The 12,188-nt window shown below is 72.7% G+C and carries 8 protein-coding genes; 6 read left to right on the top strand and 2 right to left on the bottom strand.

The window, feature by feature from the left end:
- Window positions 1-508 precede the first annotated feature (508 nt).
- From ACGFWI_RS18790 to ACGFWI_RS18775, 4 genes are all read left to right on the top strand, one after another.
- Window positions 509-2,605 carry a bifunctional polysaccharide deacetylase/glycosyltransferase family 2 protein gene (locus tag ACGFWI_RS18790; protein ID WP_393907079.1) on the top strand — a complete coding sequence of 699 codons (2,097 nt, stop codon included), beginning with the start codon at window positions 509-511 and terminating at the stop codon, window positions 2,603-2,605.
- Window positions 2,606-2,829: 224 nt separating this feature from the next.
- Window positions 2,830-4,113 carry an LCP family protein gene (locus ACGFWI_RS18785; protein WP_393907078.1) on the top strand — a complete coding sequence of 428 codons (1,284 nt, stop codon included), beginning with the start codon at window positions 2,830-2,832 and terminating at the stop codon, window positions 4,111-4,113.
- 99 nt (window positions 4,114-4,212) lie between these two features.
- On the top strand, window positions 4,213-5,001 hold the full coding sequence (locus tag ACGFWI_RS18780) for a hypothetical protein (protein WP_393907077.1): 789 nt from the start codon (window positions 4,213-4,215) through the stop codon (window positions 4,999-5,001).
- 591 nt (window positions 5,002-5,592) lie between these two features.
- A complete protein-coding gene (locus tag ACGFWI_RS18775) occupies window positions 5,593-6,756 on the top strand; it encodes a glycosyltransferase family 4 protein (protein ID WP_393907076.1) in 1,164 nt (387 codons plus the stop codon).
- A 201-nt stretch (window positions 6,757-6,957) separates the two neighbouring features.
- On the opposite strand, the gene ACGFWI_RS18770 is transcribed toward ACGFWI_RS18775, so the two are convergent.
- Window positions 6,958-8,586, bottom strand: coding sequence for a PucR family transcriptional regulator (locus ACGFWI_RS18770; RefSeq protein ID WP_393907075.1), 1,629 nt, complete (start codon window positions 8,584-8,586; stop codon window positions 6,958-6,960).
- 123 nt (window positions 8,587-8,709) lie between these two features.
- Entirely contained in the window at window positions 8,710-9,798 is a 1,089-nt protein-coding gene (locus tag ACGFWI_RS18765; protein WP_393907074.1) for a LacI family DNA-binding transcriptional regulator, read from the bottom strand.
- A gap of 134 nt (window positions 9,799-9,932) precedes the next feature.
- Between ACGFWI_RS18765 and ACGFWI_RS18760 the strand changes: the two genes are divergently transcribed.
- Together ACGFWI_RS18760 and ACGFWI_RS18755 are read left to right on the top strand one after the other, a co-directional pair.
- Window positions 9,933-10,994, top strand: a complete 1,062-nt coding sequence (locus ACGFWI_RS18760) for a glycoside hydrolase family 16 protein (RefSeq protein ID WP_393907073.1) — start codon at window positions 9,933-9,935, stop codon at window positions 10,992-10,994.
- Window positions 10,991-12,181: a beta-1,3-glucanase family protein gene (locus ACGFWI_RS18755; protein WP_393907072.1), complete on the top strand. Its 1,191-nt coding sequence runs from the start codon at window positions 10,991-10,993 to the stop codon at window positions 12,179-12,181. The genes ACGFWI_RS18760 and ACGFWI_RS18755 overlap by 4 nt, the downstream gene beginning before the upstream one ends.
- Window positions 12,182-12,188: the final 7 nt, after the last annotated feature.

Below are 12,188 nucleotides of genomic sequence, written 5' to 3'. Positions count from 1 at the left end.
TACGGAGCGTGGACCGAGCCGTTGCGCCCCCTCGGCCCCGGGGTGTGAGCAGCGTCCCCTTCCCGCCTGTGCCGTCGGCCGCCGGCGGGAGCACCCGCGGCACAACCGGGCGGGGACCGCGCATCCACGACTGCAGGCCGACGGCGGCCGGTGAGCCGGCCCGCGCCAGTGGCGTTGGTCACGGCGTGCCCGCCGCGACGTCGACCGCCCGCCCTCGCTCTGTGCCGCTGTTTGCGCTGGTGTGACCCCCTGCGCCGGGCACGGGGCGCTCATGATCAGCGCCGCGTACCCCGGATCGGTCATGAGTACACTCGCCCACCATGTGCGAGCTCAGACGGCATATAAAGCAGCACAAAATATGCGATGACCGACCATGCGCCGATGCTTCCGCCAGGCGCACGGGGGTTGCGCGGATGCCGCTCGATGCCGTCATGAATGAGCCGTACCGGACCTCCGTTGTCCGCAGCTGCACCACATCGGCGCCGGTCCCCGGCACCCCGGGGGCAGTGTGAGGCGCCGCGCGAACCGCGCCCGGCACCGGCAGTCCCGTGACCCGCGCGGCCACTGGCTGCTGCTGATCCTGGTCCTCCCGGTGATGTTCGGCGCCCTGCTCTTCGAGGGCTGGACCACCCACGAGGTCGATGCCGCGAAGACACGCAAGGACTGCACCAGCCCCGTGCCCAGGTCCGTCGACAAGGGCGGCCCGGTGCTGCGGTTCCACGACGGCAAGGTGGCCTCGTCCGCGGTGCCGCCCCGTACGGTGGCGCTCACCTACGACGGCGGACCCGACCCCGTATGGACACCCCGGCTGCTCGACCTGCTGCGCAAGCACCACGCTCATGCCACGTTCTTCCTCCGCGGCGCCCAGGCGGCCCAGCACCCGGACCTGGTGCGGCGGATCCGGGCCGAGGGCCATGAGGTCGGCTCGAACACCTACACCGGCGCCGCCATGGGTGCGTCCTCGCCGCTGCGCGCCTCGCTGGAGCTGTCGCTCACGCAGAAGGCGCTGGCGGGCAGCGCGGGCATCCACACCAAGCTGCTGCGGCTGCCGCAGACCACTGCGGTGGACACCATGTGCGGCGCCGAGTGGAAGGCCGCCGAGAAGGCCGGCGCGGAGGGGTACACCCTGGTCGCCGCCGACCGGTGGTTCCGCAACCCTTCGCAGGGCGTGATCCGGCAGTTCAGCCAGAACGATCTCGCGTACCTGGGAACGAAGGAGCTGCTCGACAACCCGAAGGTCGCCAAGTTCACCACCGTGACGGCGGGAGTCCGGCAGCCCTCGCCCGACGAGCCGGTCTCCGCCGTCGAGCGCTGGACCGGTACGGCCCTGATCTGGGCCAAGGCCCTCGGGCGCGCCTTCGTCAGCGGGATGGCCTGGGTGCTCGCCATTGCGGGCGGGCTGGGGCTGCTGCGACTGGCGATGCTGGTGTTCTTCGCCCGTGCCCACGTCCGGCGGCTGACCCGTTTCCGCCCCGGCTCGCCCCGGCTGCGGGAGGTCATGGAACCGGTGACGGTGCTCGTGCCCGCCTACAACGAAGAGGCGGGCATCGAGTCCACCGTCCGTTCGCTGCTCGCCTCCACCCACCGGCAGCTGCAGGTCATCGTGATAGACGACGGGTCGACGGACCGGACGGCGGACCTCGCCGCCCGGATCGACGATCCCCGGGTGGGGGTGATCCGGCAGTCCAACGCGGGCAAGGCGGCCGCCCTCAATACCGGTCTGGCCCATGCCCGGTACGACATCGTGGTCATGGTCGATGCCGACACCGTCTTCGAGCCGGATGCCGTCTACCGGCTCATCCAGCCGCTCGCCCACCCGGTCGTCGGCGCGGTCAGCGGCAATACCAAGGTCGGTAACCGGCGCCGTCTGCTGGGCAGATGGCAGCACCTGGAGTACGTCTTCGGGTTCAATCTCGACCGGCGGATGTTCGAGGTGCTGGAGTGTATGCCGACGGTCCCCGGTGCCATCGGAGCCTTCCGCCGGGACGCGCTGATGGGCGTCGGCGGGGTCAGCCAGGACACGCTCGCCGAGGACACCGACCTGACGATGGCCCTGTGGCAGGCGGGCTGGCGGGTGGTCTTCGAGGAGTCCGCCGTCGCCTGGACGGAGGTGCCCACCTCGCTGAGCCAGCTGTGGCGGCAGCGCTACCGCTGGTGCTACGGCACCCTGCAGGCCATGTGGAAGCACCGCCGGGCCGTCATCGGAATGGGCCCGGCCGGACGCTTCGGCCGCCGTGGGCTGAGCTACTTGGCCCTCTTCCAGGTCGCCCTGCCACTGTTCGCGCCGATCGTCGACATCTTCGCGCTGTTCGGGGTGCTCTTCCTCGGCCCCTGGCAGTCGGCCGGCGTCTGGTGCGGCTTCCTGTTCGTGCAGCTGCTCTGCGCCGGATATGCGCTGCGACTGGACGGGGAGAAGGTGCGGGCGCTGTGGGCGATGCCGTTCCAGCTCCTGGTCTACCGGCAGCTGATGTATCTCGTCGTCATCCAGTCCGTCGTGGCCTTCCTGCTCGGCACCCGCCTGAAGTGGCACCGGATGCACCGCTCCGGGACCGCCGCGCAGCAGATCGGGCAGCCGGTGGCACATAAGCGCCTGTCGTCGAGGTGAACGAGCCTGCTGGGGCGGACCCCGTCACAGGACGCCCGCCCCGCCTCCGGGTGGCCCCCACCGCCCGCCCGCCTGGCCCCACCCCAGCTCCCGTACGCAGACTCCGCCCGCCCGAATGCCTTATCAGGCACAAATCCCTCATTGCACCCCCTGGGCGCCCTTCCTCTGGTGCAGAACCACGGGCCATTTGGTGAAGGGCTCGTAAGCATGCAGACTGTGCGCTGATGAATGACTGGCTGGACGGGTCTGCTGACGCCAACCGTTACGGCGGCACAGCGAAGCCCCCGCGTGCCGTCACGGGGCAGATATGGCAGCACGCCCCGTACCCGCCGCAGCCGGCCACCGCCCGACCGCTGCCCGGCCATCCGGGCGGCGAGGACCCGTATGCCGCGGCCGTCCCGGCCCGGACCGACGCTCCTCCGGCCGGCCTAGCGTTCCCGCCCGGCGGGCCCGGCCCGTACGGCGGACGCAGTGGGCCGGTGCGCAGAAGCACCCGGCCGCCGGCCACCCGCCCCACCTGGGGCCGCCGGATCCTACGGCTCGTGGTGCTCCTGATCGCCGTGACCCTGCTCACCTCCGTCGGCACCTACACATGGGCCGACATCAAGCTTGAGCGCGACGTCGACCTCGGCAAGCTCGCCGGCCGGCCGTCACCGGGCAAGGGCGCCAACTATCTGATCGTGGGCTCCGACAGCCGCCAGGGCCTGTCCGGGAAGCAGCTGAAGGACCTGCACACCGGCGGCTCGGCGGACGCGGGCCGCCGCACCGACTCGATGATCCTGCTGCACACCGGCGCCCACGGCACCACGATGATGAGCCTGCCGCGCGACTCCTGGGTGACCATCCCGTCGTACATCCGCCCCGAGACCGGCAAGCATTACGCCGCGTCGAAGGGCAAGCTCAACGCGGCGTTCTCGCGCGGCGGTCCCGAGCTGCTCGTACGGACCATCGAGCACAACACGGGCCTGCAGATCGGGCATTACACGGAGATCGGCTTCGCGGGTTTTGTCGGCATCGTGGACGCGGTCGGCGGAGTGCCGATGTGTCTGGACAAGCCCGTCAAGGATGAAAAGTCCGGCGAAAACCTCACCAAGGGCTGCCATACGCTCGACGGCCGTGCCGCGCTCGCGTTCGTCCGCCAGCGCCACCAAGAGGCCCAGGGCGACCTCGGCCGCAGCCGGAACCAGCAGAAATTCCTGGCCGCGCTCTCGCACAAAACGGCCACACCCGGCACCCTGCTCAACCCGTCCAAGGTCTACCCCACGATGAACGCGGGCCTCGGCACGCTCATCGTCGACAAGGACATGAGCCTGTGGAACCTCACCTCGCTCTTCGAAGCGATGAAGAGCGTCTCGGCGGGCCACGGCACCCGCATCCATGTCCCCGTCTCCAGCCTCGGCTTCAAGACCCCCCAGGGCAGCGCCGTGAAGTGGGACACGGCACGGGCGAAGAAGCTCTTCGCGGAACTGCACCACGACCAGCCGGTGACGGCCGGGGCGCAGGGCTAGTTCGCGCCTGGAGCGCGTCGTCCCGGCAGGGGGTGACGGGTGATGCGCCCTAGGGTGACGGGAGTTGAGCCCGGCAGGGTGCCGGGCGAGGGGAGTGACATGGCGGCGGTGGCAGGCAACGGCGTGCGGGGGCGGATCTCGGCGCTCCTGGGGGCGGCAGGGGCGACCAGGGTCACGTACACGGCGTTGAGGAAGCGGCCGCCGGGTGGTGCCGTCCTGTGGGAGCGGAAGAACTACGCCGGCCGGATCGTGAACCTGCACGCAGGGCTCGCCACGGCCACCGGTACCGCGCTCGCCGCCGCCTCACCGGGACTGCCCGCCCGGACCCGGACCGCCGCGGCGGTGGCAGTACTGGCCGCCGGGGGCTGCGGGGCGTACGACGACGTGTTCGGCGCCAGTGACCCCCGCCGTGGATTCCGGGCGCACCTCTCGGCACTCCGGGACAAAGAAGTCACCAGCGGAACCGTGAAGCTGTTCGGGATCGGCGCCGCGGGGCTCGCGGCGGGGGCTCTCCTCAAGGAGCGCCCGGCCGACAAGCTCCTGGCCGGTGTCGTAATCGCGGGCTCGGCCCATCTGGTGAACCTCCTGGACGTCCGGCCGGGCCGGGCGGTCGGCGCCGTACTGGCCCTCGGCGCGCCCGGACTGCTGCGCCGCGGTCCGGCGGGCCCGCTGTCCGCGGCGCCAATGGGGGCAGCGGCAGCCGTCGTCGGCGATGACCTGGGGGAACGCACGATGCTCGGGGACGCCGGGGCGCACGCCCTCGGCGCGGCGCTCGGCCTTGCCATCGTCACGGGCAACTGTCGCCGGGGACTGGCCGCACACGCCGCGGGTCTGGTCGCCGCCGCGGCCGCGGGGGACCGCGTCAGCCGGGCGGCCGCGGCGATCTGAGGCCGCGGAGGGGTGAGGCCGACCGTCCGATGGCCGTCCGCCCGGGGCCGTCGCTACGGGGCCGTCCATCCCAAGGTCGTCGGTCCGGGGTCGTCCGTCGGGGCCGTCCGTCCGAAGGCCGTCCGCCCGAAGCCGGTCAGGAACTGACCACTGCCTTGGCCGGGGAGGCGCCCCGCCCTCCCCGGGCCCTTCGTACGCCGTCCCGCAGCCCGCCGAACCGGACGAACAACCGGACGAACAACAATGCGCTCCGGACGACGGCGTACGCGCCCCCTGCCATGGCGCAGGCGCACTCCAGGAAGTGGACTCACTCGAACGAGCCGTTAACCCGCGCGGGCGGTTTGTCGCCCATGTGGGTGATCTGGTGGGTGCTGGGGTGAGACTTCCCACCGGAACGGCGGGCGGACGGTGCCGAATTGACGTCGCCGGGCTGGCATCCTGGGCGCGGTACGCAGTCTCGGGTGTGTTCGCCTCGTCCTGTCCGTCCGCCGGGCAGGAGGGTGGTCGCCCTGCGCGCGTCGCAGCACCCCGCAGAAAACGGACCGACTCGACGGTACGGCCCGTCCGCCCCGACCCAGGAGCCCCGACCACGTGATCAGCACCCCGACCTCGGCGCACGGGCTGTCGCCGCTGCGCACGGTCCAGGTGCTGGGGCACGGCAGCGCCGGCAGCGCCGCGCATGTCCGCTCGCTGGCCGAAGGGCTCGTCGCGCGCGGGGTGCGGGTGACCGTCTGTGCCACGCCGGAGACCGAAGAGGCCTACGACTTCACCGGCGCGGGCGCACGGTTCGTGTATGTCCCTCCACGGGCGGATCCGGCGAGCGTGGCCTCGTTGCGCAGCGCCTGCTGGGATGCCGACCTCGTGCATGCGCACGGTCTGCGGGCCGGTCTGCGTGCCTCGATGGCGTTGCGCGGACTGCGCGGCCCCCGGGGCGGGCGGCGGGTTCCCCTGGTCATCACCTGGCACACCAAGGCGCACATCGACGGCGCACGGGCCGGGCTGGTGCATCTGATGGAGCGGCGGGTGGCGCGGGCGGCCGCCGTCGTCCTGGGAGCCTGCTCCGACCTCGTGGACCGGGCGCGCGATCGGGGCGCGCGCGACGCACGGCTCGCGCCGGTCGCGATTCCGCGCCCCCGGCCGGGCGGCGTACCGGCCGAGCCCGAGTGCCACGACCGGATGCGCCACAAGGAGCGGGCCGAACTGGGCGCGGTGGACCGCCCGTTGCTGCTCGCGGTCGGTCGTCTCGACCTGAGCCAGGGGCATGACCTGCTGCTGGACGCGGCGCATGCCTGGTGCGCGCTCGACCCGCAGCCGCTGGTCGCCATCGCGGGGGAGGGCGAGCAGCGGGCCGCGCTGCAGCGGCGGATCGACACCGAGCAGTTGCCCGTCCAGCTGCTCGGCCGCCGCGACGATGTGCCCGAACTCCTCGCCGCCGCCGACCTGGTGGTGCTGCCCAGCAGGTGGGAGGCCCGCTCGCTGATCGCCCAGGAGGCGTTGCGGGCCGGGGTGCCGCTGGTCGCCACCGACACCGGGGGCACCCGCGAACTGGTCGGCCGGGCCGCGGAACTGGTGCGTTACGGCGACGCCGCCGCCCTGGCCCGTACGGTTCTCGCGCTCCTCGCCGACCCCGCACGGCGGGATGCGCTCGTCGCGGCGGGCCGCGCCCAATCGGCCGGCTGGCCCAGCGAGAACGACACCGTCACCCAGGTCCTCAGCGTCTACGACGAGCTGACCCAGCCGATTCAGCCGGTGTAGCCGAGTCGGCCGATGCCGCCGGGCCAACCGGTCCGACCTGGTCCCACCGGTTCAGCCGAGGGGGACGGCGGCCGCGCCGGTCGCGGGGCAGCAAGCCGTCCCGTGGAATGCCGCCCCGCTGAATCCGGCCGGCGACCCGCTCCCGTGACCACCCCTAGGGGTCGCCACCTCCCGCGGCAGCCGCCCCCGACCCGCCGCCCGTCACGGCTTGTCCGTATGGCGCCTGGCGCGCAGGGCCAGCCGCAGGCCCAGGACCGTCTGCGGATCGTCCAGGTCCGTGCCCAGCAGCTGGGCGATGCGGGCCAGCCGGTCGTACAGCGTCTGCCGGTTCACATTCAGGTCGCGGGCGGTCTCGGCCTTGCGGCCCGCGCTGGCCAGATAGGCCTCCAGCGTCGGCAGCAGCGGCTGACGGGCACCACGGTCATGGGCGAGCAGCGGCCCGATGGCGCGCTCCACGAAGTCGGTGAGTACTCCCTGCTCGCCGTGTTCGCGCATCCGCCACAGCAACAGCTCGATGTCCAGGCGGCGCGCGTCGTACCAGGGCTGTTCCGGCAGTCCCTGGGCCGCGGCCGCCGCCTCCGCGGCATGCCGCAGGCCGGGGCCCGCCGCCGCCCAGTCGCCCGGGGTACCGACCACGACCACCGGGCGGTGCGCGGCCGGCCGGTCCAGGCCCGCGCGGACGACTCCGGCGCGCAGTGCCTCGGCGATCCGGTCGGCGAGCGCCTCGCGGTCCTGGCCGGCGCGCAGTGCGATGAGCATCGGGACCCGGCCCTCCACGGGGCGTACGCCGAGGAGCACGGGCACCCCGGGGGCGGCGAGTTCCTCGCGCAGGGCCTGGGCCAGGAGCGCCCAGCTGCCGGGGGAAGGAAGGCCGGCCGGCAGTCGCATCACCACCGGGAGCACGGGTTCCGTGCCGGGGCGGAAGCCCAGCAGACGGGCCTGGCCGGGCGCCTCGGACGCGGAGATCCGGTCCTCCGCCAGGTCGGCGAGGAAGTCGCCGCGGCCCCGGGCGGCGAGCACCTCCTCCTGGCGGGACTGCAGCATGACGACGGCGAGGAGATCGGCCGCGCGCTCGGCGGCGATCCGGTGCACCGGCGCCAAGGGGGCGTTCACGGGCAGCAGGACGAGGCGGGCGCGGACCGCGTCGGGGCCATGGCCGCCGCCCGGGACGTCGATGCGGACGCCGGTGTCGCGCAGGCCCTCCCAGGCCAGCAGCGGATCGGCGTCCGCCGGACCGTCGTCGGCGTCCGGGCCCGCCGCGTACAGCGGGCTGCCGTCGGGGGCCTCCAGACAGAGCGGGTTGCCGGTGAAGACGGCCAGCAGCCGGAGCACCTCGGGAGCGCCGCCGCCGCGCAGCAGCACGTCCGTACAGCGCCGCAGGATCTCGTCGGCGCGCCGCAGCAGCGCGTAGTGGCTGTTGATGATCTCGGTGTGGATCGCTTCGGTGACGGTGACGTACGGAACCTCGCGGTGCAGCTGGATCAGCGGCAGTCCGCAGTCCCGTGCGGCGTCGACCAGCGCGGCCGGCAGGGATTCGAAACGGGAGCCCAGCTCCACGACGAGCGCGGCGATCTCGCGGTCCGCGAGCTTGCGGATGAAGGCGCGCTGTTCGGACGGCCGGGCACCCAGTCCGAGCCCGGTGGTCAGCAGCAGCTCGCCGCCCTTGAGCAGCGAGGCGATATGCGGGACCTCGCCCGCGTGCACCCAGCGCACCGGGCGGTCCAGCCGGTCCCCGCCGGCCAGGACTTCCGGCAGACCGCGTCGCAGCGCGGGCAGCTCCAGCGCCCTGCGTACCGTGATCTCGGCTTCGATCTTCGCTTCCGGCCCCATGGCGTGGAACGGTACCCGTAGTCCGCTATCCGGAGCTGTGTGGCCCGGATCGCGGTCCCGCGTCGCCCGGGGGCGGGGCGGTGCGGGGGTACGGCGGTACCCCGGCCCGCCCCCGCCGCCCCCTCATGCCGACTCCCGCACCACCAGCCGTGCCCCCGTGATCACGGGCGCGAGCGCCGCCGGATCGGTCCCCCGCGCACGCTCCGCTCCCGGCGCTCCCTCCGTCCCCTCGGCCTTCCGCGGATCCAGCAGTCGCAGCAGCAACCGGGCCATCAGCCGCCCCATCTCCTCCACGTCCTGCCGCACCGTGGTCAGCGGCGGATCCGCCCAGGCCGCCGGCTCCAGATCGTCGTAGCCGACCACCGCCACGTCGTCCGGCACCCGTCGCCCGCGGGCTCGGAGCGTGCGCAGCGCGCCGTTGGCCATCAGGTCCGAGCAGGCGAAGACGGCGTCCAGGTCCGGTGAGGCATCGAGGAGCGCGGCCATGGCCCGCTCGCCGCCCTGCGCCGTAAAGCCTCCGTCCGCGATCAGCCGTGGGTCCGGCTCCGATGTGCCGAGCGCATCGCGGTAGCCGTCGAGACGGTCCACCGCGGAGGTCTGGTCGAGCGGTCCGGTGATCACGGCGATCCGGCGGCGGCCGCGGCCGAGGAGATGGCGTACGGCCTGGCGGGCGCCGTCGCGGTTGTCGGTGTCGACGTACAGCGCCCGCGGCGCGCGGTCGGCGCCCGCCCAGTCGGGCCGGCCGCCGTAGACGGTGGGCAGTCCGGCGCGCTCGGCCATGGCGGGCAGGGGGTCGTCGCGGTGCAGCGAGAACATCAGCGCACCGTCGACATGCCCGGCCGACAGATAGCGGCCGATGCGGTCGTAGTCGGCGCGGTGCTCGACGAACATCAGCAGGAGCTGGGTGTCCGCTGCGGCCAGTTCGCGGCTGATGCCGCGCAGCTGGCGTCCGAAGAACGGATCGCTGAAGACCCGGGTCTCCGGCTCCGCGATGACCACGGCGACCGCTCCCGTGCGGCGGGTGACCAGGGAGCGGGCCGCGCTGTTCGGTACGTAGCCCAGCTCGGTCACCGCCTCGCGGACCCGTTCCTGGACCGCGGCCCGTACGCCCGCACCGCCGTTGACCACGCGGGACACCGTGGCGCGGGAGACCCCGGCGAGCGCCGCGACCGCCTCCAGCGTCGGGCGCGGACCGTTCGGCTCAGACACCATTCAACTCCTTTTTCCACACGGTGACTTGACGGTATGCCGTCGAGTCGGCAGGGTTCACTGCGCACGATATGAGAGCGCTCTCACACTGGATTGCCCCACGGAACTCCACACCCCCCACCGCCCGAAAGAATGTCATGAGCATGAGATATCGGCCCGGAAGCCGGGTGCAGAAGCGGCGGCAAAAGCGGGCAGGAGCCCTGCTCTTCGCCGCGAGCACCGCACTCGTCACCACCTGTGCCCTCACCCTCCCGACGGCGTCCGCCGAGGAGGCGGCCCCCGCTCCGCACGCCGCCCCTGGCGCGAAAGCCGGCCCCACCGCCTTCCAGGAAGTCTGGCGTACGGACTTCGACGGTGCCGCCGGATCACGCCCCTCCGCCGACGACTGGATCACCGACACCGGCACCGGCTACCCCGGCGGCCCCGCCAACTGGGGCACCGGCGAGCGCGAGACCTACACCGACCGCCCCGAGAACCTCCAGCTCGACGGCGCGGGCCACCTCAAGATCACGGCCCTCAAGGACGGCGCCACCTGGACCTCGGGCCGCATCGAGTCCCGGCGCACCGACTTTGCCGCCCCGGCCGGCGGCACGCTCCGCATCGAGGCGAGCATCCGGATGCCCGACGTCGCCGGTGACGGCGCGCTCGGCTACTGGCCGGCGTTCTGGACGCTGGGCGCCGACTACCGCGGCAACTACCAGAACTGGCCGGGCATCGGCGAGTTCGACATCATGGAGAACGTCAACGGCCTCAACAAGGTCTGGGGCACGCTGCACTGCGGCGTCAACCCCGGCGGGCCGTGCAACGAGACCCAGGGCAAGAGCAATTCCCGCGAGTGCCCGGGCAGCGCCTGCCAGGCCGGATTCCACACCTACGCGCTGGAACTCGACCGCACCAACGGCGCCGCGGAATCGCTGAACTGGTACGTCGACGGACAGAAGTTCCACACCGTGCACGCGTCCGAGATGGATGCCGACACCTGGGCGAAGGCCACCCACCACGGCCACTTCCTGCTGCTCAACCTCGCCATGGGCGGCGCGTTCCCGGACGGTGTCGCGGGTTTCGCCACCCCCACCGACGCCACCCGGCCCGGCGGTTCCCTCCTCGTCGACCATGTCGCGGTCTCCGTCCAGCAGCCCGCACAGGCCCGTACCGCCCGGCCGTCCCGGCGTCCCGCCCCGCAAGGAGCCACCTCATGATCACTCGCCGCAGCCTGCTCGGCGGCCTCGCCGCCGGTGCCGCCACCGCCTCCGGTATCGCGGTGGCCGGCCGTGCGATCGGCGCCACCGCCCCGGCCGGTGCCCCGGCCCACGCGTCCGCCCGCGCCGCGGCCGGAATGCCGCTGCACCTCGTCAACAACTCCGGCGAGTACGCCAATGCGTCGGTATGGGTCTACATCGTCGGCAACGACGGCACCCAGCAGGTGCATGTCACCCCGGACGGCGAACTCAAGCCCGTCGCGATGGCCGACAACGGCTCGGACGGTTTCACCGACTACGCCATACCGCTCGCCGCGAGCGGCACCACGACCCTGCAGCTGCCGCAGATGTCCGGCCGGATCTACACCGCGCTGGGCGGCAAGCTCAAGTTCAAGGCGGTCGAGGACGGCAACGGCAAGGCCGCGCTCGCCTACCCGGCCGGCTGGGTCTCCGCCGACCCCAACTACGACGTCCTCCACGACTGCGCCGAGTTCACGTACAACTCCGGCGGGATGTTCTGCAACACCACGATGGTCGACATGTTCAGCGTCCCGCTCGCGATCAAGCTCACCGGGGCCAAGGAGCAGACCACCGGCACGCTCAAGGACGGCGCCCGCGCCAAGGTCTTCTCCGACGTCAAGGCCGCCGAGGGCTTCGACCGCCTGGTCATCGGCGACAAGCGCGTGATCGCCCCCGGCCACGGCCTGGACAGCGGACTGTTCGCCAAGGACTACTTCGCCCCGGCCGTCGACGAGGCCTGGTCCGCCTACGCGGGCAAGGACCTGTCGGTCACCACCGACGCGGGCACCTTCACCGGCCGGGTCAGCGGCGGAAAGCTCACCTTCACCGGCCCCAAGACGGTCTCCTTCGACAAGCCGTCCACCCGCGATGTCCTCTTCTGTGACGGCACCCTGGCGGCCCCCAACGACGGCACCCTCGGCCCGGTCGCCGCCATCCTGGGCGCCGCCCTCAACCGCTCCACCCTCACCTCGCAGGCACACCAGCCCACCACCGACCCGGCCGCCTTCTACCAGCAGCGGCTGACCAACCACTACGCCCAGGCCATGCACGCCGCGACGCGGGACGGCAAGGCGTACGGCTTCGCCTTCGACGACGTGGCCGGCTTCGCCTCGTACATCGAGGACGGCGCTCCGAAGGAGATCACCCTCACCCTGACCCCCTTCTGACGCAAAA

Origin of the sequence: Streptomyces sp. NPDC048434, assembly GCF_043200375.1 — a bacterium.
Taxonomy (GTDB): Bacteria; Actinomycetota; Actinomycetes; order Streptomycetales; family Streptomycetaceae; genus Streptomyces.
The sequence above is the reverse complement of the archived record's forward strand: the minus strand, read 5'-3'. Positions and strand labels throughout refer to the sequence as shown.

Excerpts from the sequence above, each read along its gene's own strand:
- ACGFWI_RS18785 (WP_393907078.1), top strand. The coding sequence starts at position 2,830 with ATGAATGACTGGCTGGACGGGTCTGCTGACGCCAACCGTTACGGCGGC.
- ACGFWI_RS18780 (WP_393907077.1), top strand. The coding sequence starts at position 4,213 with ATGGCGGCGGTGGCAGGCAACGGCGTGCGGGGGCGGATCTCGGCGCTC.
- ACGFWI_RS18770 (WP_393907075.1), bottom strand. The coding sequence starts at position 8,586 with ATGGGGCCGGAAGCGAAGATCGAAGCCGAGATCACGGTACGCAGGGCG.
- ACGFWI_RS18765 (WP_393907074.1), bottom strand. The coding sequence starts at position 9,798 with ATGGTGTCTGAGCCGAACGGTCCGCGCCCGACGCTGGAGGCGGTCGCG.
- ACGFWI_RS18760 (WP_393907073.1), top strand. The coding sequence starts at position 9,933 with ATGAGCATGAGATATCGGCCCGGAAGCCGGGTGCAGAAGCGGCGGCAA.
- ACGFWI_RS18755 (WP_393907072.1), top strand. The coding sequence starts at position 10,991 with ATGATCACTCGCCGCAGCCTGCTCGGCGGCCTCGCCGCCGGTGCCGCC.